The sequence below is a fragment of the Microbulbifer maximicatervae (SeqCode) genome, from assembly GCF_056231245.1.
Genome location: NZ_CP174334.1, coordinates 4796944 through 4819933, shown reverse-complemented (window position 1 = coordinate 4819933; position 22990 = coordinate 4796944). Strand labels below are relative to the sequence as shown.

General features: G+C 42.7%; 14 protein-coding genes. 3 read left to right on the top strand and 11 right to left on the bottom strand.

The features are described 5' to 3' along the window. Window positions 1–449: 449 nt before the first annotated feature. The 7 genes from ACJJIS_RS21065 to ACJJIS_RS21035 all read right to left on the bottom strand — a co-directional run bounded on the left by ACJJIS_RS21065 (window position 450) and on the right by ACJJIS_RS21035 (window position 10717). A complete protein-coding gene (locus tag ACJJIS_RS21065; RefSeq protein ID WP_475708995.1) occupies window positions 450–3545 on the bottom strand; it encodes a TonB-dependent receptor in 3096 nt (1031 codons plus the stop codon). Between the two features lie 814 nt (window positions 3546–4359). Continuing rightward, on the bottom strand, window positions 4360–5142 hold the full coding sequence (locus tag ACJJIS_RS21060) for a YwqG family protein (RefSeq protein WP_475708994.1): 783 nt from the start codon (window positions 5140–5142) through the stop codon (window positions 4360–4362). A gap of 271 nt (window positions 5143–5413) precedes the next feature. After that, window positions 5414–5839, bottom strand: coding sequence for a hypothetical protein (locus ACJJIS_RS21055; RefSeq protein ID WP_475708993.1), 426 nt, complete (start codon window positions 5837–5839; stop codon window positions 5414–5416). A gap of 152 nt (window positions 5840–5991) precedes the next feature. Further along, entirely contained in the window at window positions 5992–6381 is a 390-nt protein-coding gene (locus ACJJIS_RS21050; RefSeq protein WP_445355288.1) for a VOC family protein, read from the bottom strand. A gap of 796 nt (window positions 6382–7177) precedes the next feature. After that, window positions 7178–7675 (bottom strand): DUF4240 domain-containing protein, encoded by a 498-nt coding sequence (locus tag ACJJIS_RS21045; RefSeq protein ID WP_475708992.1) that lies wholly within the window; start codon window positions 7673–7675, stop codon window positions 7178–7180. A gap of 672 nt (window positions 7676–8347) precedes the next feature. Further along, on the bottom strand, window positions 8348–8872 hold the full coding sequence (locus ACJJIS_RS21040) for a hypothetical protein (RefSeq protein ID WP_475708991.1): 525 nt from the start codon (window positions 8870–8872) through the stop codon (window positions 8348–8350). A gap of 996 nt (window positions 8873–9868) precedes the next feature. Further along, a complete protein-coding gene (locus ACJJIS_RS21035; RefSeq protein WP_475708990.1) occupies window positions 9869–10717 on the bottom strand; it encodes a hypothetical protein in 849 nt (282 codons plus the stop codon). 1023 nt (window positions 10718–11740) lie between these two features. On the opposite strand from ACJJIS_RS21035, the gene csrA reads away from it, so the two are divergent. Then, the gene (gene csrA / locus ACJJIS_RS21030; RefSeq protein WP_475708989.1) at window positions 11741–11929 is read left to right on the top strand and encodes a carbon storage regulator CsrA; all 189 of its coding nucleotides are present in this window, start codon (window positions 11741–11743) and stop codon (window positions 11927–11929) included. 216 nt (window positions 11930–12145) lie between these two features. Here the strand turns inward: csrA and ACJJIS_RS21025 are convergent, their stop codons facing one another. The 4 genes from ACJJIS_RS21025 to ACJJIS_RS21010 all read right to left on the bottom strand — a co-directional run bounded on the left by ACJJIS_RS21025 (window position 12146) and on the right by ACJJIS_RS21010 (window position 19809). Then, a complete protein-coding gene (locus tag ACJJIS_RS21025; protein ID WP_475708988.1) occupies window positions 12146–15397 on the bottom strand; it encodes a DEAD/DEAH box helicase in 3252 nt (1083 codons plus the stop codon). Next, a complete protein-coding gene (locus ACJJIS_RS21020) occupies window positions 15390–16190 on the bottom strand; it encodes a hypothetical protein (RefSeq protein WP_475708987.1) in 801 nt (266 codons plus the stop codon). The genes ACJJIS_RS21025 and ACJJIS_RS21020 overlap by 8 nt, the downstream gene beginning before the upstream one ends. A 269-nt stretch (window positions 16191–16459) precedes the next feature. After that, window positions 16460–18232, bottom strand: a complete 1773-nt coding sequence (locus ACJJIS_RS21015) for a bifunctional protein-serine/threonine kinase/phosphatase (protein WP_475708986.1) — start codon at window positions 18230–18232, stop codon at window positions 16460–16462. A 101-nt stretch (window positions 18233–18333) separates the two neighbouring features. Beyond that, entirely contained in the window at window positions 18334–19809 is a 1476-nt protein-coding gene (locus ACJJIS_RS21010; protein ID WP_444926413.1) for a NarK family nitrate/nitrite MFS transporter, read from the bottom strand. A 412-nt stretch (window positions 19810–20221) separates the two neighbouring features. Here ACJJIS_RS21010 and ACJJIS_RS21005 point away from each other — a divergent pair, with 412 nt between their 5' ends. After that, window positions 20222–21523 carry an MFS transporter gene (locus ACJJIS_RS21005; RefSeq protein WP_475708985.1) on the top strand — a complete coding sequence of 434 codons (1302 nt, stop codon included), beginning with the start codon at window positions 20222–20224 and terminating at the stop codon, window positions 21521–21523. Between the two features lie 143 nt (window positions 21524–21666). After that, a complete protein-coding gene (locus tag ACJJIS_RS21000; RefSeq protein WP_444918757.1) occupies window positions 21667–22875 on the top strand; it encodes an alginate export family protein in 1209 nt (402 codons plus the stop codon). Window positions 22876–22990 lie beyond the last annotated feature (115 nt).

Here is a 22990-nt window from a genome sequence, read left to right as displayed (position 1 = left end):
TATATTCATAAAAAAACCAAGATATCTGTTTCTAAATATCAATCATTATCTGCAAAAAAATTCTTATCCTCTTTTTTAATATGCCTGCCATTAGTTGACCCGCTCGCTTTATTAACTCGGCATGTTAATAATGTACCAAATGTACAGCTATATAGTTTTTACTCAACTATTTGTTTATAGATTGTATAAACTTGCATTTTTGGCTCAAAGTTACTTTAGGCCTTAATAAGAAGACAATGCAGAGAGACTAGGCTATTCCCAAAATAAAGTACAATTGGGAGGTGTGTGGCTAGTCCTAGCAAACAATCATCAACCGCCCGCTACACGATTGATCGATGATTTATATGAGTGAAAAGAAGGTTAGAAATAGAGGTGTTTTCAGGCATAGCCAGTCTGAAAAACCAGTAAGACACTATAGAACTATTAGTGCCTTACTGGAAATATAAAAATTAGAAACGCTTATTTAGACTAAAGCCTATAATACGCGGATCTAGGGTGAATACATTGGTAGTAAGGCCGGAGTCATCACTATTGGTAAAGGCGCTTGTGATAGGCGTATCATCAAAGATATTTTTCACATATAACTGCATTTGCAATTCTGATTCCGGATGGGTTAGGGTCGCTGATGCATTGAAGTTATCCCAGGCTTTTAAGCGGTCATACTCGGTATTATAAACCCGCGCATAACTCTCAGACTGTCGATAGTAATCGGCACGTAAAGCTAAATCCCAATCTGAAAGGGGAATGACATGCTCCACTGCTAAGTTAAACGTTAACTTAGGAGCATTTGGTAGTTCATTGCCACTTAGATCAGCAGAAAAACCGCGCCCGCCATTGGGGGCATCAGTAAGTGGATTATATTCGCCCAGATCGTAACCGAAAAGAGCCAGCATTTGATCCCATCGGAAATTTGGATTTTCAATAGAATCAGAGTAAACGCCCCATTGTTGTGAGCCCGCACATAATGCCCAAAGGGGGACTACACCAAAAAATCCTTCCAAGGCAGTCATAGCAGCTTCTACATATTCTACCGGAGCAATACAGTTGGAGGGTACCTGTAAGCTAGGCCGCAGAACTGTCCAGTCTTCATTTCCCTGGGTGCGGTCCATAACATCTATAGATTCCTCCCCTTCTGCTATGCGGGTTCTCAAGTAACCCACATTCATATTCATCCTGGTGCTCTCTGTCATTTGCCATGCCAGCTCTAACTCCAGTCCCATACTTTCTGCATCAAAGTTTTCATTTAATGCGATACGATCAACAATCTGGGAAACCTGGTAATCGGTATAGTCGTAATAGAAAGCTGTTGCATTTAAGTTTAAACGGCCATCAAGCAAAACATTCTTGGTACCGAACTCAAGGGAATTTACAAATTCAGGTTCAAAAGTATTAGGTAAATCTTGGTATTGAACCCGCGCTGGATCAATCACCGCACGTGGTGGGTTAGAACCGCCTCCTTTATAACCGTGGGCAAAAGAAACGTAGAACATAGTATCATCGGTAAAGGGAGTATCTGCTCGCCAGTCTAGCACTGCCCGCCCGGTATACTCTTGCCAATCCTGAGAAAACTCCTCACCCTCAGGATATCCCATATTGGAATAACCACCTGAGCTGCGACCTGAATAAGTTTCACCATCTTCATAATAATTACCAAGTAATAACTGGCTAGGTACAGGATTTGTGGTCTTTTCATCATTGGTATAACGTAGACCAGTGGTAAGTTTTACATCGTCAGTAATTTGCCAATATGCCTCACCAAATACAGCCCAGGAACTAGTTTCTACCAAATTACGGCTAAGAAAATAATTATGACCCATTTCATCAACATTGTTTAACGAATTAGGGTCTACATATATACAGTCATCCCCAGATAAATCTGTGGCGGGGTCAATGCAATTTATCGGAATGATATTGCCATCTTCATCGTATCCCCGACTGTAAACATATTCAGAAATCATGGTGAACATGTTATTAAAAACAAAGTAATCATCCTGGGTTTCAAAATTCAGGTAGTTTGCACCAACGGAGAAATTCCAGGGGCCATCAAAAGCTGTTTGCAAACGGAACTCCTGACTCCACTGTTCATTATCAGAGCGGCTTATATCTACTGCCAAAATACCATCAGAGGCACCGAGTTGTGGGTCGGTATAAATTCCTCCAGGTGTAGGGCCCAATGCCCAACTTTCACCAAGTTCTGCTGAGTCAGTAAAGACCGCGCCGGTTGTAAAACGATTATAGTCCTGAGAGGAGTAGTAATCGTCCTTAGCATAGGTAGACTGAGAATAAAATGTCAGAGTATCAGATAAAGCCCATTCAAAATTCAGTTGTACTAAATCATTTTCTGCACGAAATACCGGGTCAAAACTAGTGGATATTTCACGTAAATCACGTGATTGATCAACCCCACTGTAGGGATTTGGGAGATTTGTGAGACTACCATCTTGAAAAAGATTTGGGTGGATAAGCATTGTCGGTGCAACTATATAAGCAAGGCCAGCCCCATTGGGTGCACTAAAAGCATCACTACTATATAGCGAGCTAGGCAAACAGCCCTGACTTGTCATTGCTTGAGTAAACTGTGTTGTTTCCGTATCACCGACCATTGCATCACCGGGGTCAGTAGTACAAAGCTGCTTACCGGTGCGGGATCGCTTGTCATCTTCATCAAAGTGTTGCCAAATCAAATTAGCATTAAACTTATCACTGGGAGTCCACTCAAAAATGGCACGCGTTGAGTAGAGATCCCGGTCGTTAACATCATTCTTGGTATAAGTATTGTAATCAAAGCCATCCCGCTTGGTCATGGCTCCAGAAAAGCGGAAAGCCATGGTTTCACCCAATGGTATATTCAACATACCCTTGGTGCGCTTACTATTATAATTGCCCACTTCAACCTCAATCTCTGAGGCGAATTCATCTTCCGGCATGATTGGTAACATATTAACCACACCAGCAGTGGCGTTACGACCATATAATGTGCCCTGAGGGCCACGCAGAACTTCTACCCGCTGTACATCAAAAAATTCCTGCTCAAACAGACGATTCCTGATTAAAGAAGCATTATTAAAACTTACTGCAACGGCAGGATCACTACTGGCAGAAATTGACTGAGTTCCCACTCCTCGAATAGAGAAATTGTATGAGCTAAAGTTTGTTTTGGAGAAGTTAACATTGGGAACGGCTCGCAGCAGTTCATTGCCCCCTTCAATCTTTAAATCATCCATGTTATCCCCAGATAGCGCAGAGACTGCAATAGGCACATCCTGAATGCTTTCCTCAATTTTCTGTGCGGTAACCGTAACTTCTTCAATAGCCGAACCAGAATAGTTACTGGGCTTGTCCCCTTGCCCATCCTGGGCAAATGCTGCCACAGATGCAGTATTTATTACCAAACAGGCAATCGCCACACTGTACCAGGGGGTTGAATAGTCGCTAGGGTTTGCGGCGGGGATTGCTTGAGCAATCAAATTTTTTTGTTTACGAAGGCGCATCATCATACTGAGTTTCTCTCTCTTATGCTCACTATTATTTTTTTTCAAGGCCAAAACTGCCTTCCTTGGGCTCAACTAGGTTGAAGACGCAAAAAAAATAGAATAGGGGGGGGTAAAAAAGTGGCCGACAGTTTAAAAAATTTAGTTCTTTTAGGTAGCGCACAAAAATTGGGCACGCTTGAAGCCAACATTGTTGATAAGCGCGCCTGAAAGATTCGTCAGCGTCTTTAGCTTACTTATAGAAACTAGCTAAAAGTGAAATTCCCTAAAAGGAAAGAGAAAAAATATATCGAACACTGGACCGTATAAGATAAGGATTCAGATTGAGAGTTTATGGAAATATATTCATTATGTTTATACAAAATGCCAGGGCTGAATGGCATAAAAATGCACAGCAAAGAATCGGAATCTATTTTTGTGTCCGAGCTTGGGTAACAAATTATATATATTCGCTACGCCAGAATTGAAGCGTCAAATAGAACCACAAGAAGATTGATGCAAATCCAATAATTTCTCTAGCAAGTTCTTTCGAAAAACGTAGCTTTCGAACTCTATTTTTGATCTTAAATCTTTCTGCCTAAACGCCTAACAAATAGATGCAAAGCCGTCAATGGTCATGTGGAAAGTAATATCATTTAAGGAAATATATTTTGGTTCCTTATGTGTACTTCTAAAGTCTAATTTTTTATAGCTAGAAGATTATTAGTTATACAATTAACTGCATGGATCACATGTATCCAAAATTATGCCGCAGCTTGGTTCATATAACAGTGAAGTTATTCTTTATTCTTGTGTGGGTAGATACTAGTTATGGTAAATAAATCAATTGTGTATTTTTGTTGAGTAGATTTCCTGCGGTTTGATTCCACTAGCAGCACTGTAAAACCATCCAAGTATTAGAAAAGTTCAAATCTCTAGCCTCTGACTCTTGGACCCAAAAATAAAGCATACCTGAATCACCCCACATGATTTCGATATCATCATCAGAGTCAAATTGGAATAATAATTTCCAATCTGTTTTCTCTTTCATTAACTCTCTTGCTTTGTCAGTTCTATATGCTTCAGGATTCCCACAGTAAACATCATTACTTACCAGATGACATTCTTCTTCCATAGTGTCGTTCTGAACTGCGTCAGGAAATCCATCTACTTGGTGATGAGGTTCATCGCCATATATTTCTTGAATAAACTCATAATACTCTTCATCTTCTGAAACACCATATTCTGCCAAGTTAATCCTCTGGGGATCTGGATAGCTTTTGAAAGAAATAGCCCTGACATATTTCACTTCCTCGGAAATAAACTCCGAGTCAAGATCTAGAGGTGGGTCTTGTTCTGAAAGCTCACAAACCCCATTTTCAAAAAGTACAGCCCAACCGCCCCTATCTTTTGGGTCAAAACCCCAAGGCCATTCATTTAAATCATAGAAAAATAAAATCCTACCAAAATCTGGAAGCCAATCTATAGTACTATTCTTATTGATTTCAGATAAATCCAGCTGACCTATGAAGCTAAGAGGTTTACCATTTTTTTCTGGCCACTCAATATTTGAAGAAACTATTGGAAGTCCGCCAAGAAAGCTATTGGTTTCTCTATCGCTTTTTACGATTCTTAGACATTCTCTTCCTAACTCTAAAATCTCTTTATTCATACGATATGGCTATTTAGTATATTAAGAATTATGTTTTGAATGGTTGTTGGTACTTTATTGGAGATACTGTCTGATTGTTTACGGTATAATATGATCGATGTGAATGTAGTAGAAAGAATTTATTAGTTATCTTACCTTACCCCAAGTACTATATTCAACTCTGAAGTGCATCACTTAAATTCGGGGTAGAGAATAAACGAAAGGTATTACCTTCAGCTGACCACTCTTCCCCATATGACTAACTGATGTACTTCAGAATTGAATACGGATCTCATTGATTAATATAATTAAGGTCAATAACTTCTATCCTTACTCCGTTATCAACTACTTCAGATAAATGGAGCTTGCCGTCAGGTTGTTTCACTATAGATTTCTCAGTATCACCAGATACAAATTCCCATAGCACAGGGTTCATTGCATTTGGGTTTGGTTTGTAAACTTCCGCAGTGAAACCGGCTTTCTCTCTATTATTGCGTAGAATAACTATGTCACCTTTATAACCTGGTGTAGTTATAATCGTTAGAATAGATGTTTCGACCTTATTGTGAAATCCTTTTTGGTTCCATTTCCGCAATACAACGCTAACCTCAGTTTTATAAAGTCTAACACTATCCATTACCGTGCTAGAAAATGAAAAAGGTGATAGCAGCATGAAAAATAGTGTAATAATTGTTATTTTTGTAAACTTGATTTTCATCTTTGCCGGCATATAAAGTCGTAAATTTAGTAGCTGAGAATACTGTTTGATAATCTAAAACCTGATTATAAAAATTAACTGTGCACTGCCGAAGGCAGTGCACGATATCTAAGTAACTTATTATGTGAATTTATATTTCCTAAAAGAGCTGGCTATTTCATTGAGTGAAAACCGATATTATTCCCTTCGGTATCTTGCGCTATAGCGATATAACCATTCTCTCCGATAGACATCTTAGGGACAACTAGCTTTCCACCGGCTGGCTCGACTCTGGCCTGTTCAACGGAACAATCTTCGCTATCAAAATACACAAGAGTGCTATTACCTCCTGCCTCAACACCATCCATTTTGCAAATTGCTCCGCTTGCACCAGGCTCTTGCTTCATAGGAAATGCCCACATTTCGGGCTGTGGAAAATCTTTTACCTCGTCAGGATTGTCTAGACGAGTTAACTCCTGCTTAAGAACAGCTTCATAAAAAGACTTTGCACGTGCCATATCATTTACATAAACTTCAAACCAACAAACTGCATTTGTATTCATTTGACTATCCTATATGCTAAAAATCTAAATATGGTTAATATTTCAAGACATATAACGAGTTTTTGGAAAATACATCCTCTATATTTTAAGAGTACGAAATCAATCTAGCTAAAGTAACATAAAATCAGCATGTTATTTCACTCTGACGCAAAATAGCTCTAGTGATATCTTGCGGTTGTATTGAATCGTATTGCGTAGTTCCTTTTGATCAAATGTATAAACGATTAAAAATCAATAGGTTAACTTAAGGTTGCTATGGCTGTACGAAGTTGATTCAGCTCTTTAGTCTTAATACGAAAGAAATTTTCATGCGTCGTGTTGTAGATAAAAACAGAATTGATAAAGCGTTATGAATTAGCTTTATCAATACTACTGACTAGATTAGAGCCCAAAAGCATGATTGTCGGGGCAGATATGCCTCTTCTCACAAGACCTTGCAGGTAGAAATTATGTAGACAATGTTTCTCGGAAAACGCTGCTGTACACCCATCAGAGAAAGCAAGGTGCCACAATTTCTGAAATAATGCAAAGGCCGCCATAAAAATAATGGGTATTGAAATAGCTTAATATACATTCTGTGTCACAGATTCGCTGTGCAGACAGGATGTTTCTTTGTGGAAAAGGTACTCAATCTAAGAAGAAATATGAGCACTGCTGCCGGTGTATTGATATCAGCACACGAGACTTGGCCGGTATCATTGCACTTGAGATAGATGCTTGTGCCACATCTAAATAGCACTTGCCATGAAATTAACGGATATACGTCATATACTTTTATCGCAAAAAATACTTGAAGTTAAAAATACTTCTTATATAAATCTGGGTATAACTTTGGTAAATCGTCCTCATCCCATGCCTCGCCAGCCGGATCACTTCCTCCATCCTCTTCAGAAGTAAGGCGGTCATAGGGGAGCTCCTCTCCTGTGACCTTCTCGTAGGCATCATTAGCTATATACATGAAGTCCTCAGCTTCGAAGTCTTCAGGTAGCCAGTCAGCAAGCGATTCAGGATTTTTGAGTGCTGCTTCAAATTTCTCTCGCCCTCCAGAGATCAAGCCGGCCCTGAAGTAAGTAAAGCCGTCATCGGAACAGCCACCATTTAAGATATAAGCTACTGCCCAAACATCCCAACGATAAGCGAGGTCACTTACCTCATATTGCTTTTGCTTGAATTCGATAATTTCTTCAGGGGCGAGCTTGCTTACAACCTCAACTAACCCCTCGAAGACGTATTCAGTTTCAGACGCTCGGTTTGTAACGCTTTCAACAATATCCCAAAACCTAGTGTCTTCCACGGCCCCTTCCTTTTATACAACAGCGTATTCAAACTAAGCTGTATCATATCATTTATCGTCAAATTTCAAGAACTTAAATATTGTCTAAGTAGGATGATATGGATTATCGTGATAGCTAGTGTTTGTACCAAATATAAAAGGCATCCATGCAGATAAGCACTCACAGATCTATGGGGGGCTAGTATTATTTCTTCTTTGCTATTCCAATGGATTGCTCAAAATTCACAGTAAGATCTGTAGCAGCAAAGCGACAGCTGTTGAACAGCAAAGGTTCATCTATACAAATTTTATTAATTTAGGCCGTTTGGTGCTATTTTTATGAAGTAAATTATTAGAGGTATGAAACAAATCAAGGTTAAAGCCAAGTTTGCGATTTTCAGCAATCGCTTGCTCCCAAATATCACAAATAACAACCCTGCTATTTGAGCAACGGTTGTATAAAGGAAATACATCCCTAGTGTTCTATAAAAATCCGCTAGTTCTGGAGCAATAAGAGCTGGAAAAGTAGCTACCAATAAATATGAGATGAACCCACATAGCATCGCGATACTAAGTCTACATATGAAATAATTTGTTCTTCCCATATTAGTTTTTAATTTTACTTCTCGCATAATGAAGCGGGTCAGATATTAAAAAGCCCAATAACAGCAGGTGTAGAGGTTGATTGATTTTTTAGTAATACATATGTAATAAAAGGTCAAAGCCTTTTACTGAAAATCTTACTCTTTCCATGTCTTCTGTATATTTGCCGAGGTTATTCCCATCAAGATCCCAGACATTTTCTTTGGCGAACCACGTATTTAATTCGTGATCATGACATTTGAACTGGCTTTGTGGGACTACCTTACCGTTTTTCATGGTCGGCCCAAAATTCCTACAGTCTGTGCCCCACCTCCACCACTTTATATCTGGCATATTTACCATGCCTTCTCTGAGGGGAACGCCAAAAACTGTGATTTCGGACTCATAGTTTTTATAAATTATGTATCTAAAGCCCCACTTCCCTCCCGCCTCATAATTTACATCCCGAGTAAGTATTTCACCAGGATCCAGGTCAGCTACATCAATACTAGGAGATAGTTCACCAGCATCTGCTGGAGGCTTTAGGGCACTGCCAAACATGCCAAGTATGAATCCGACTCCAATTAAAGAGACAGTAAGAAAGCTGAACCAAAGTAATTTCTTGCGCTTTTCCATTTGAGGTTCACAACGTATCCAAACTAAGCTATATCATATCACCTGCTGACAAATCAAAAGAGCTTAAGAACCGCCTGATTAGTGTGGTATTGATTGTCATACTAGATAGTATGTACCAAATATGAGAGAAACCCATGTAGTTAAGCATTCATTGATCTATGGGTGTTGAGTATATTTACTTTGCTATAAGTTTCTGCTTATTCGTCAACATTCATTGGTGATGAAATATGTTGGTGACTAAATTGCCATGAACTCTCAGTTTCAACAAAGCAAAAGGGTATACGAACGGTGTTTCTGACCTGTTTTCCATCCGGTAAGGTACCCCCCACAATTTATAAGACAATAAGTAAGCCCCCGGCATTTCGAACTTATATATCTAGGGAGCCTCTGAATAACTCCGTAATGCCTCTGCGGGTTTTGAAGGCTGCAGATGTTAGGCGCAGCTCGCCGCGAATGGCCGTAGCCCTTTGCAAGAGCTGCAACGCAGCAGCTGTGGCCTTCAAGGCCCGCCCTTCGGGGCTTGCAGAGCGATTCACACTCCGCGTTGCGACTTCTTGAAAGGTCTAGACATTCCTGCGAAGCCACGCCTTGATTGTGAACCGCTCTGCATGCCAGAGGTATCATGGAGTTATTCAGAGGCTCTCTAGTTCCGATATCTCGAACAGGTATGGAGTGGCGAGAGATGGCTGCCATTCATCAAAGCTCTTTCTGTACGCGATCTACCCTTCATATTTAATGGAAGCCAGAACATCAAAGATGACCGTTTCTGGTTGATATTTTTCCTGGATTTTTTCTTTTTTATTCTGGCGAGTTGGTTCGACCCTGTCGTAAAGAAATGATTATGTTTCTTCGATATTTGCTTTGTTCATAGGTTTATCCTCATGAATTCAAAAACTATGGATATCCAGGTTGATATTTGGTATGGAAAATTCCATGATTTCTTACACACTAAACTATTCGTATTTATGTTGTGACTTCTCTGTAATCACCTTGAGTTTAAGCTTTATGCCGCTCGCTACGGTTTTGAAGGAAAGAAATAAATAAAGGAGCAAAAATAGAAGTAAATATACCTAACACTAAAGTAATTGTTGTAGTGACAAAGAAATCAAGTCTTGAATCCAGGCGCTCTAAATGCTTTTCAAGACGGTGTAAGTCTCTATCATTAACTACTTTGTAATTTTTCAGGTCATTTTTTATAAGAGGTACAGATAAAACCTCCATAGGGTTCCCTTCGATTGAATCTTCGATTGCTTTTATCTTGTTCTCGATATCTGATGATGTAATTTTTCTAAGGGAGGATTCTACAAAAATTAGTCTAGCATTTAATTGAATAATATCTGAATGTATTTTTTCATTAATTTTTCCTGGCTCGACGATTCCGATTGAATCAACTGCTTTGGCTTGTTCATTTAATTCAAAAATCAAACTCTCAATCTTTGATCTAACTTTCTCTGTCTCTTCGAGTAATTCATCACTTCTAATGGCCGCTTGTTGGTTTAGAATTTTTCCGGTTTCTGCTATTTCTATGTCTTGAACGAAAAAGATGTATGAGAAAAACACCATTACAATCAGGGCCGTTGTTGCAAGTATCATATAGAAGAGATTTTTCCTGGAGCGTGCCTCTTCTTCATGTTTTAATTTATTGAACTTAGTCTCTAAAAGTTTACCTTCAAGATCAAGTTCATGCTTTAGTGCTTCAACTTTTGCCTTCACTTCTTCTGTTGTATGCTTTTCAGCGTTTTTTATTTTATCAATTCTTTCATTTAAAAGATCTCTTTCGTGCTGAAATTCTTCTAATGAGAGCTCGTGCTTCATATTATCCAGATCTTTTATTTCGGAACTCATTTCCATATCTCTTGCTTGGTCGTGATTCTTTCAGAACGACGATTGTAAAGGAGGCCATATCATACCATATTGCTAATATGTCTCAGGAGTAACAAGTTAAGAATTTTACGATTTCGTCCAGGTGATAGGTTGTGTCACCTGACTACTTTTGCTATTTATTTTTGATACATGACAAGTTATCAATTTGTTTTCTACATATAATTTTAGAATAGGATAGATGTAGAATATTGCACTTTGTGCTTTTATAAGAAGACTTTTAGGGAATAAGTACTACCGTATGGTAGCGTTGACAATTATTGGGGGGAATAGTACTTAATCAATAGAGGAATAGCGGATTATCACAAAAATATTTTCACTTAGATTATCGACAGCTATATCTATCAATTCAGTACGAACGTTTATAAGAAAGAACTAATGAACTTTGCAAGTGTTAAAGTAAGAACTGATGAATAAGTACTAATTTTAGTATCAATTGATATTGAGAAATCATATGCATAGATCTATGAAAATATAGGCACAAAAATGATCTTATTGGATTTTATTCAGTTTGTTTTAGTGTCAAAGCTGCGTAAAATCGATTGATATTTATTGGTATTTTGGCCGGAATTGGGTGGCCTTTTGTAGGCCGATGACCAAGGACCAAAGAGATTCGAGAGAATCAAGACATCTAAGAGTTTTCTAAAGAACCATCTTCTTAAAGGAGAACGGTAGCGTGACGTAAGAGACAGTAAAAGGCGCTGACCCAAGGTGCAGCAACACCAGGGGCCAGCTGACCAAATTGATAACGTAACTATCAAAATGGCTATATGGATCATACGCTAGAAACCCGCTCGTCTTCAATAAAGTGGAGAACATTCAGCGGCTTGGAGCGACTCCCCAAGCTCTGGAAGCGTTGTGCCTGCCTTTTCTTCTTCTATGCCTACCGTTCCCGCGCACCACCCCGTATTTCCTCACAACGTTACTTTCTCAGCCCTTCCATCAAGGAAGGCCTAACTATGGTTTGAGTATCAGTAGGAAATCAATATGTTGATCTTAAAGCGCCGGACAGGTGAGAACTTAAGAATTGGGGCCAATGTTTCAGTTACAGTCTTGGAGGTTAAGGGTAATCAGGTGAAGATAGGGATACGTGCTCCCAAATCTTTACCTGTTCATCGTGAAGAAATATACTTTCATGTCCGAAAGGAGCGAGCGCAGAGGAATAGAAATCGTTGAAAATCTGATCGTGAATATGGAGTACCATTATCAGTGGATTAAAAAAGCTTGCTTTTTTCCTCAGAAATAAAAAATAAAAGCTAATTTAATTCCACTGCATAATTTCTTTACATGCTCGACATGTTCCCAAATGCCACCTTTACGAACAAATCCCATCTCTAATATCATATGAGATCGCTCGCTCGACGAATAATAACAAACTACTAAATTGCCTAGTTATAACTCCGACTTCCAACGTCGATAGGCTTGGCCAATGGAAAACATTAAATCCGAGAAACTTGCTTCTTCATTTACATGCCCTAATCCACCTTCTATTTCAACGAATAGATTATGTGTATGAACCCTAGAGGTCGGTACATCAATGATCCTATTTAATGCTAACTTACTCCATGTATCGAAACCGAGCCGAGTCATCTGGCTTAAGTATTTAAGATTGTTGCTTTGGGTTTCAAATTCGATTTCTGTAATCACATAGTGATATACATGCGCTAAAATTCCAGCGGCATATGCAATTTCAGGTACAACACGGATAACAAATTGACGGGCTTTGCTACATTTATTAAGTCTATTTTCAGTTGTACCAATACCTAGCTCAATCTCTTTCAAGCTTGAGCCTTTCATCCAGGAGATTAAGGCATCAATGACAATAGACTTGAAATAATCTATTTTTTCATCTTCGCTCAGATTGGTAAATCCCCCCTGAAATGTTCTTTCCAGAGTTTCCACTCGAATGAATCTTTCAAGTCTATCATATGATTCTGCCATCCATTCCATGAGCCATACTATATGCTCAATGGGCGTGTGAAGATTAAACAATATATCCGTAAAGTCTTGCTCTAATTGGCGAATTAAATCAGGTTCTATTCCTGATGCCGAAGCCAATTGATCATGCCACTCCAGGTTACCATCATTATCATCCCTCTCTCGAATCGTTCTGAAAGCACGATTAGCAACCTCAATACTATCATCTATCCAATTGTTGTTATTTTTTAATTGAGCTTGATAAGCACTGAAAGTTGAACGAATGAATTCTGAGCAATCTCCATCTTCGTTGACAGGTAGTCTTTGAATAAAATATTTTACGTCCTCATCATCAATGTCATCTGAGATATGTAATTTATCCAGCACCAGCTGTAGAGGGTCTTCGATAATCAAGCACTGGTCTTCATTTGAGAAAACCTCCTGTATCTCTCTCCAATAACCTGTAATCCTAGTTCTTTTAGCATCAAAACTAACAACTTTACCTGGGATGACCAAAACGACACCTGTTGCATTTTTTCCGGCTCTGCCAGCCCTGCCTGCGGCATTTAATAATTCATGCGCATCCAGTTCTTGCTGTCTATTTTCCAATGGATCAAATCTTGTATTCCCTGCAATAATTACGCATTCTGCAGGCAAGTTTATTCCTTGTGCTAGAGTGGAGGTGGCAACAATTAAATTAATCCCGCTATCTCTACTAAAAAGCGACTCATGGAGCTGACGTTCTTCTTTAATTAAAAGACCGTGATGAGGCAAAGAAATAGAATCTGATGCATAGTAAGAATGATTGCCACCAAACTCCAAATCGATAAGGTCTTTCAACTTTATTTCGATATCACTTAGCTCTATATCCACTGGATCTGTTAAACTGATATTTTTTACAATTGAATCACATGATTTTGTATCCGCTGCAAATATCAGTGTTTTTATGTTTGCTGATATCGAGTTTTTCGCAATTGATGCAGCAACCTGGTTTCTATTTGCTATCAAAACGTCGTAATTATTTACTCCAAGAGTTACTTCGCTATTAGAGAGTTTTGTTAGCTTATAATCATTTGAGCTGTTTGAGTGCCAAGTTTGATTGAGAGAGAAAAAGCTAAAAGGGATAGCCCTCAGCTCTCTTTTTTCAGAGGTGGTTAGTTGACCACTTGGAGTCCGGTCTGCGTTGCGAATATATTCACTTAATTCTGCTGTTCGATGAGAGTCATACACGACACAGCCTTTCGCTTGTCTAGTTGGTTTCCACTTGATATTAAGTGCGAGTACATCTCGATTTATCAGCTGTCTAAGCCAACTAGCAAGCTCGCTATTGTTTTCGATCATTGCAGACATGAGCAATATATCTACATCGTTAGCCAAATTAATTATCCTTAGCAAGCAGAGCATTGCATCAACACTTCTTCTGTCAGCAATATTTGACGATCTTGAATGTATAAGATGACATTCATCAAAAACAAATAAACCAACCGATTCGAATGCATCTGGAGAGAAGCTCATTCTTACCAGTACACTTTCAGGTGTCATTACAGATATATCTGGTAGCATCTCTACTTCTAGCTCCTCAATGTCGAACTCCTCTATGCTCATTTTAGTTGTAACAGTGGGGAATGCAGCTTTAAGAGATTTTGAAACTTGATCAACTAGCGCTAGAGTAGGAACTATAAAAACTACTGGCTCGTTACGAACTAAAGAGGTAGCAATTTTCAATTCTGAAAGTGTAGATTTACCTCCACCAGTTGGAAAACTAACTACTGAAGAAACACCTTGATCTAGATAACCTTGGTTTATAGCTTCAATATGATTAGGCCATAGGTACGGACGACTCTTTGATATGCTATTTAGAATATTCTTCCAAGGTTCATTATTAACCCCGTTGGGTAATGGTGAGTTTACCAAAGCAATTTCTTTGATAGTTTCACTGGCAACACTCAGTAAACTAGCCAAATAAAATTGCCCTACATAAATGCCTTGGTAAATAAACTCAGCATCGCTACCCTCCAAGGTTATCTGTTCATTGCTTTGAGATAATTCCTTTACGTGATTAAATATTGAGTTTGCCTCTTCATGGGAATCATAGAAATTATCTGGATCGCTTGAAATAGAGCTTAAGAGAATATTTACCCCTTGGTGGATGTGCGCCCATAATGCATTCGAAGCAGCGACCTCTCCCCATTCACTTTCTAAAGGATAGCTAGGCTGATTGTTATCGAAATTATTTAGATGACCTGTTAATAATGATTTCAATGCAGTTACTAGTTCTACTTCTATATCACGGCTATTTTCGATATCGACTTTACCGATCATCTCTGATGAATCAGCAGTGTAGCCGGCGATAAAATAAAGCAAAGAAGCTGAAATCTGCGGAGCAATATAGTGGTCATTTAGTGCGTCGCAGGTGTGCTCAGTATTTATTTCTTTGTTTAGTTGGAAAACCAATTGGTGAGCTGATGCTGCTACAAATGCTGCTGCTTTATGATCATCTTCTTCGTTAAGCAAGAATACATAAGCCTCATATGTAGAGGCGATTTTTTTTACCTTATCTAGTAACGAAATTAATTCATCATCATCACCAATGTTTTCCCTATATGCCATTCTTGCAGAAATAATTTCTGTGTAGCCTTCAGTCAACTCTTTTGAAAAATTTGGTAAGTCTAGGTCCCCAAAAGAGGGGGCTTGGCTAATAAGCTCTACGGCACTAGAATCAAACATTATTATTATCTCTAAATGAGTTTAAGTGCTCGATAGCATTTTCACTGAATTCCTGCATCCAGTCTCGAAGCTCAGGTAGGTATACACATTCAGCGTTTCTGAAGTCAACTGTACGGTTCGGAATTATCTTATCATAATCTTTGAATAATCTTTTTTTACCTACATCAGTCATATGACTAATATTAGCAGTAACTGCCACTCTATACTTTCTAGCTTGATCCCAAAAAATTGTTTCAATTGCTTCTTCTATATCATCGACGATATCAGGCCTAGTGCCTAGCATTGAGGTTATTTCTTGCTGTAATTCACTCTCTCTGTGGCCTTGATCGAACTCTGCAAATTCAGGCCATACGTTATCTCTTATAAAATCTCTTGGGTTTTCTGTAGCCTTATCCTCAAAAATAACAACCGCCTGCACATTTCTGTCAACAATGTTAATTTGAAGGCCGTCAAAACCTTTTTGAGCTTCAACTAGATGGGGAGCTCTTAGTATTGAGGAGCTTCCCTTAGATAAATATGCAGCTAACCATGAAAATATCTGGAAAATAAGACCGTCTCGATGATAGGGATATTCAGGGTCATCGAGAGTTAGCTTATTAATCGCATCATTAATCGTATTTTCTCTGAAATTGACAGTGCTGCCTACAATGCCATTCAGAATCTTCTCAACATGTAGCTGTTTTCCCATGAGAATTTTAGCAACTATCTGCGCTAACAAATCTTCATTTGTGATGTCCCAAGAATGTCCTTGGCAAAGCTCCCCAGAAGTATAAGGTGTTAGAGTTATTGGCATAGCTTTTTAACTTGAATTATTTAGTTAAGTTGACCTAGAAGACCCTATAATATTTTCTATTTGAAAGAGAGTTAAGTAATTTAAATTTCTATTTATTGATAAAACAGAGTTGGACTGATGTACATCATGCTCATAAAGTCTTTGTTTAAGACGGACTACTCGAAGCTAGGAATATTTGGCAGGGGCTCATAAATAGGGAATGAATAGCATCAACTTGTTAGAGATTTTAAGACTCCTTGGATAGTTATATTGTAGAGAGAGCTGTAGTCTCAAGCACTAGACGAAAACAACGCCGCCACCGCCAACAAAGTAGCTACCCAAATCCCACAAAGAATCTTCCAAAACAAAGAGGCATCCCCTTTTTCAGTAGGATCTTCCCTTAGGTAATCCGGGTTCGGATTGGCCAGGTCGCGCATAAATTCCGTTAGGGTGGAGTAGCGCTGTTCCAGGTCGATACTGCATCCGCGCTCCAGGGCGCGGTCGAACCAGATGGGGACTACAGGATTAAACTGGCTGGCGGTGCGGTAGCGCAGGCGTTCGAAGTCGGCGTGGGAGCGGCAGTTTTCGATTTCCTCGCCGTAGGGCAGTTCTCCGGTAAACATTTCGTAGGCAATGGTGGCGAGAGCATAGATATCGCCGCGAATACCGCTGTTGTGCCCAAGGATATAGTGGGGGTCGGAATAGCTGGCGGTGCCCAGCGCTTCCGGGTGCTCCAGGGGGCGAAAAATCTCGGCACTGCCGGCTACATAAACTGAGCCGAAGTCGATAATTTTTACCCGTCCGTTGCGGTCTATCATGATATTGGCTGGGCGCAAATCCTGGTGAATGGTCTCCTGATCGTGGAAGGCCTGTAGCCCGGTGGCAATCTCCTTAAGGATGCGAAACGCTTCCGCCGGTTTGGGAAAGCGGTTGTTGGTGATCCACTGCTCCAGGGTGCTGCCCTGCACATACTCCATCAGGTAATAGAGCGCGGTGCGTGGGCGGGTCTGCCGGTGCAGGCGCACTACTTGGGGGCTGCGAATACGCAGGCCTATCCACTCCTCCTGAATAAAGCGGTCGATATAGTGGATATCGTCCTCGTAATTTACCGAGGGGGTTTTCATTACCAGGATTTCCCCGGTGGCACTGTCGCGCACCAGGTACAGCTGGCTGCGCTGGGAGGAGAACAGCTCCCGTTCCACCTGGTAACCATCCAATACCATGCCCGGTTCCAACTCCGGCGGGAAGGGTAGGCGGGTAAGCTGGCGGCTGTAGTCGTCCAGGGTGGTTTGTGGCAATGCTTTTACCTTTACCACTAATGCGGAGAGATTATCATCACTGCCGTTTTCCTCGGCGAGGCGCACCAGGGTTTCCGCTGTTTCCTGTTCGCTTATTTGGGTATCTGCCAGCAGCTCCCGCAGTAGATCCTGCTTGATAAAGTCGTGCACGCCGTCGCTGGTAATCAGCAGCACATCGTCCTTAGCCAGGCTGAGCTGACCGTAATCCACTTGCAGGCCGGTATCCATTCCCAGCGCGCGGGATAGCATCTGCTGGCGGTGGGCCAGGGTGATGTTGTGGTCCCGGGTGAGGCATTTAAGGTTGTCGCCTCGCAGATGATAGATACGGCTGTCGCCGATATGGAAGTAGTGGGCGGTACGGGATTTAAAAATCAGGGCTGAGAAGGTGCAGAGGAAGCCCTTTTCCTGTTGGGGAAAGTCGTGGCTCTTGCGGTATAGCTTACTGTTAATGGAGGCGAGGATTTTTTGTCCGGCGTGGGCCACAGACCAGGTATCCGGCACCTTGTAGTAGTCCCGCACAAACTGCTCGGTGGCGGTGTGGCTAGCGAGGGCGCCGGCTTCGGCAGAGCTGACGCCGTCTGCCAGTGCGGCGACTGCGCCCAGGTATTCCTGCAAGTGCGGGTTGTCTGGCCAGTGGTAGATTGCGGCATCTTCGTTCTGTGGTTTGATGCCGGCACTGGTGCAAAGGCCGTGGCTCAATCGCGGTGTCTGGGCTTCGGGGTTTGCCTCGGTTTCTGTTTGCACCCCGGAATTGGTTTCGCTCACAGCTTTCTCCTATCTCTTTTCGTCCCCTCAGACCAACGGCGAAAAACAAAGAAGGGCCATTGGCCCTCCTTTGCGTTTTTTGCTTGATAACCGCTTTCCGATCACTCCACGCTGATCAGCTGCACTGTGCCATCCGGTAGCACTTCGGCGATATTGCCTTTGGGCTCCTCCAGGAACAGGCAGGCGAAGAAGATCACCGCTGCTGCGCCGCAGATAATCAGGAAGAACTGGCTGTAGCTGACATAAGACAGGGCGGTAAGGAAAGTAACCGCACCCACGTTGCCGTAGGCTCCGGCCATACCGGCGATCTGCCCGGTCATGCGACGCTTCACCAGGGGTACGACGGCGAATACGGCACCCTCACCGGCCTGCACGAAGAAAGAGCAGCACATGGTGGCAACTACCGCAGCGGGTATCCACCAGCCGCCGTTGATCTGGCTCAGTACAAAGTAACCCACTGCGAGGCCGCCGATCAGGAACATCAGGCTGCGGCGGCGTCCCAGTTTGTCAGAGAAGTATCCACCGGTTGGGCGAGCCACCAGGTTCATAAAGGCGAAGCCAGAGGCGAGCAGGCCGGCCTTCACCGGGCTCAATCCTTCAAAGGTTTCCAGGAAGAACAGAGGCAGCATAGAAACCACGGCCAGCTCTGAGCCGAAGGTGACGAAGTAGGCCAGGTCGAGGATGGCTACCTGCTTGAAGTTGTATTTCTCCAGCTCGGGCACACCTTCGCGTAGGTGGTCTTTGTTTACATTCCAGATCATACGGGTCTGGAAGGCGAACAGTGCTACCAGCAGTCCCCACATCACGTAGGTGGCATTCTGGCTCAGCAGGGCTACGCCGCTGGGAGATAGTTTGTAAGCCAGCGCTGCCAGTGCCAGGTACATGGGCACATTCATCAGCAGGTAGAAGTAGAAATCCCGCTTGCTGGTCACTTCCAGGCCGCCGCTTTTCTTCGGCTTGAAGTAAGTGGAACCTTTAGGAGTGTTGCGGGCAACGCGGTAGTAGATGATGCCGTACAGGCCGGCGATGATGCCAGTGAGGCCCAGGGCATAGCGCCAGCCGTCTTCACCGCCGAACAGCAGGGCGATGGTGGGTAGGGTCATGGCACCGGCAGCAGAACCGAAATTCCCCCAGCCGCCGTAAACACCTTCTGCCAGGCCGACTTGTTTGGCTGGGAACCATTCACCCACCATGCGGATACCAATTACAAAGCCGGCACCCACAAATCCCAGCAGGAAGCGGAACAGGGCCAGGGATTCATAACTGTCTGCGGTGGCGAAGCCCAAACAGATTAAAGATGAGGTCATCAGCAGCCCGCTGTACACCAGGCGCGGCCCCAATTTATCCACCAGCATACCGATAATGATACGGGCGGGGATGGTGAGTGCCACATTGAGGATTAACAGGGCTTTTACTTGCTGGCTGGTGAGGTCGAACGCTTCCTTGATAAAGACCATCAGCGGAGCGTGGGAGAACCACACCACGAAAGTCAGGAAAAACGCAAACCAAGTAACGTGCAGCGTCTTTATTTTGGGATCGCCCCAATTAAATAAATTGAGGCCGCTGGATTGACTCATGACTATTTTCTCCGGCTTCTCAGAAATTTTTAGAGGTGGATAGGGTCATGACCGATAGTATTTGAGCAGCGCCAGAGGGAAAGCGCGCAAAAGGGGTAAGTGGAAGGGAAATGGATTTGTATATGGAAGGGAGTAACCCCTTGGGGTTAGTAGCTCGGAGTGGGTAGGGGCGGTTTTTAGTGCGTTTCTACCCCTGTGGGGGTAGTTGGCGGAAATTGATAATGATTAAAAAGGGTTTTTGGGAGTAATTGTCGCTAGCCGATTTTTTGTGCATCTTGCCAATAGCTTGCCTCTGTAGATTTCTCGCCTCCGCTGTATTTCTGTGATCACTTTTCTTGGGCGGGGGGCCAATGCGGTGAATAACCGGGGTGGCAATTAATTTTCGACAGCCAATATTTTGGAGATGCCTGCCGTGCAATATACACAGCAACTCGCCGGGCGCGCGCTGATATTTGCCTCGGCCATGTTCGCCGCTAACTTTTCTGTTTGGACGCTCTACGCGGTATTGGGGGTAGAGATTCGCGGGCAGTTGGATCTGTCTGCAACTGAATACGGGGTTCTACTGGCTGCGCCGATTTTGAGTGGGGCGCTGTTGCGTTTTCCGGCGGGATTTCTGGTGGAATATTTTTCTGCAAAAAAGCTGATTTTATTGCAGATGCTGTTATTGCTGCCGGTGCTCTTTTTGTTGCCCTTTATCGATAGCTACGGGGCCCATTTGCTGGCGGGGCTGTGGCTGGGTATTTCCGGGGTGTCTTTTGTTTTGGGAATTCGCTATATCAGCCCGTGGTTCGAAAGAGGGCGACAGGGTACTGCGATGGGCATTTTTGGTGCAGGAAATGCAGGAGCTGCAATTACCTTGGCATTGGCTCCAGCCATTCAAAATTGGTTTGGCCGCGAGTGGATAGGGCCGGCTTATGGAGCCGGGATTATCCTGATGATGGTTTTATTCGAATTTTTTGCACCAGAGGAAACCCGCTATATGCGCAGCCGGGGAAAACCGGATCTGCGCAGTCATTTAAAGCCGCTAACGCAAATCCGGGTTTGGCGTTATGGGCTCTACTATTACTTTGTTTTTGGCAGTTTTCTCGCGCTTTTATTGTGGTTGCCGAATTACTATCTGTCGGTATACCAAGTCAGTACACCGGTAGCAATGGCACTCACCCTGCTGTTTGTGGCCCTTTCCAGTTCACTGCGCGCTTTAGGGGGTTGGTTTGCCGATCGCTACGGTGCGCGCACCGTCAATTGGAGTGTTTTCTGGACCTGCCTGGTCTGTCTTTTCTTCCTCAGTTATCCGCCCACCAGCATGACAATTCACGGGGTGGAACGGGATGTGCATTTAAATATTGAAGTGGGTATTGAGCTGTTCACTTTACTGCTACTGGTTATCGGTATCGCCCAGGGATTTGGCCGTGCGTCTGTTTACAAAGCGCTGCACGATAATTTCCCCGCGCATATGGGGAGTGTTGGCGGTACCGTAGCCACTATTGGTGCCCTCGGTGGTTTTACCCTGCCTGTTCTTTTTGGTATCGCTCAGGACTTAGTAGGTATCCACAGTGCGGCCTTTATGCTGCTCTATGGTGTGCTCGCTATTTGTATGTTGGTTATGTATTTGGCGATTCAAAGAGAAAATTATATGCAGCGTTTACAGTACGCACAGCAAAATAATTTCCTGCTTGAGGAAACCAGCGAAACCGAGGCTTTGCCGGATAGGTAGTGCCCACTACCAATAAGGGATTACGCCTGAGTAAAGGCTAGGGAGTAAAGATTAATTAGGCAGGAAAAAATCTATGGTTTCAGTCGAGTCTGAAAAATTGTAATTTGTCACTGTTCACTCCGTTGTTGCAAAGGAAAAGCGTCATGACCGTTTCCAAATTCCCAAAAATTCTCGGTGCCTTACTGTTGGGGGCATGCAGCACTGTTGCATTGCAGGCCGCTGCGCAGGAAAGTGAAAATGCCACTCTGGTGGATGCGTTGAAATCCGGTGAAGTCGGATTGAATCTGCGTTACCGCGTAGAGACTGTTGATCAGGATGGTATTGATGATGAAGCAGTTGCATCCACTTTAAGAACCCGCCTCAACTGGCGCAGTGGCAGCTATCGTGGCTTTACCAGCTTCCTGGAAATGGATGATGTTACGGCAGTTGGCAATGACAGCTACAACTCCACCGTTAATGGTGAGGGCGAATACCCGGTAGTGGCTGATCCGGAAGGAACTGAAATTAACCAGGCCTATATTCGCTACAGCGGTGGAAATTCCATAATTACCGCCGGTCGCCAGCGCATTAACCTGGACGGGCAGCGATTTGTCGGCGGTGTTGGCTGGAGACAAAACGAGCAGACCTACGATGGTGTTCGTTATCAGTACGGCAGTGCTGATAGCTTCCAGTTGGATTATAGCTACGTCTACAACGTTAATCGTATTTTCGGTGAAGACAGTGCTGGTTCCGATATGGGCGGCGATATCCAACTGCTACACGCGATTTATCCAGTAGCTGAAAACCATAAAATCAGCGCTTTTGTTTACAATCTGGATCTGGAAGATCTCACCGATAATGCCAGCCGCACTTATGGGGTAGATTACAAAGGTAAATTTGGTCCGGTAAAAGCCAACCTGAGTTATGCGCACCAGTCAGATATTGGTGACAACCAGTATGACTATAGTGCTAATTATTACCTGGCAGAGCTTGGCGCTGATCTGGGTCCTGTTGCGGCAAAACTCGGTTATGAAGTTTTGGGTTCCGACAATGACGTTGGTTTTAAAACCCCGCTGGCAACCTTGCACAAGTTCCAGGGTTTCACTGATAAATTCCTGGGAACCCCCGCTGACGGTGTCGAAGATCTGTATGTTGGCGGTTCTATGAAAGTGGCCGGTGGCAAGCTGGGCTTGACCTATCACAACTTTGAAGCAGCCGAGGGATCCGTTAGTTACGGTGATGAGTGGAACCTGAGCTACGGGCACAAAATCACCGATGACATTTCTGCACTCGTTAAGTACGCAACTTATCGTGCTGATGAGTACAGTACTGATACCGATAAGCTTTGGATCATGGTAACCGCTAATTTCTAAGCGGCTGAAAGAACTCCTTAGCGAGGCCCCCGGCTTCGGCCGGGGTTTTCCCTGCACCTTGAACCTGTTTTTATAATTTATAAATTTTAATCGACTGAAGCTCCACGTTTTGATG

Excerpts from the sequence above, each read along its gene's own strand:
- ACJJIS_RS21025 (WP_475708988.1), bottom strand. The coding sequence starts at position 15,397 with ATGTTTGATTCTAGTGCCGTAGAGCTTATTAGCCAAGCCCCCTCTTTT.
- ACJJIS_RS21035 (WP_475708990.1), bottom strand. The coding sequence starts at position 10,717 with ATGAGTTCCGAAATAAAAGATCTGGATAATATGAAGCACGAGCTCTCA.
- ACJJIS_RS21040 (WP_475708991.1), bottom strand. The coding sequence starts at position 8,872 with ATGGAAAAGCGCAAGAAATTACTTTGGTTCAGCTTTCTTACTGTCTCT.
- ACJJIS_RS21050 (WP_445355288.1), bottom strand. The coding sequence starts at position 6,381 with ATGAATACAAATGCAGTTTGTTGGTTTGAAGTTTATGTAAATGATATG.
- ACJJIS_RS21060 (WP_475708994.1), bottom strand. The coding sequence starts at position 5,142 with ATGAATAAAGAGATTTTAGAGTTAGGAAGAGAATGTCTAAGAATCGTA.
- ACJJIS_RS21020 (WP_475708987.1), bottom strand. The coding sequence starts at position 16,190 with ATGCCAATAACTCTAACACCTTATACTTCTGGGGAGCTTTGCCAAGGA.
- ACJJIS_RS21010 (WP_444926413.1), bottom strand. The coding sequence starts at position 19,809 with ATGAGTCAATCCAGCGGCCTCAATTTATTTAATTGGGGCGATCCCAAA.
- ACJJIS_RS21000 (WP_444918757.1), top strand. The coding sequence starts at position 21,667 with ATGACCGTTTCCAAATTCCCAAAAATTCTCGGTGCCTTACTGTTGGGG.
- ACJJIS_RS21055 (WP_475708993.1), bottom strand. The coding sequence starts at position 5,839 with ATGAAAATCAAGTTTACAAAAATAACAATTATTACACTATTTTTCATG.
- csrA (WP_475708989.1), top strand. The coding sequence starts at position 11,741 with ATGTTGATCTTAAAGCGCCGGACAGGTGAGAACTTAAGAATTGGGGCC.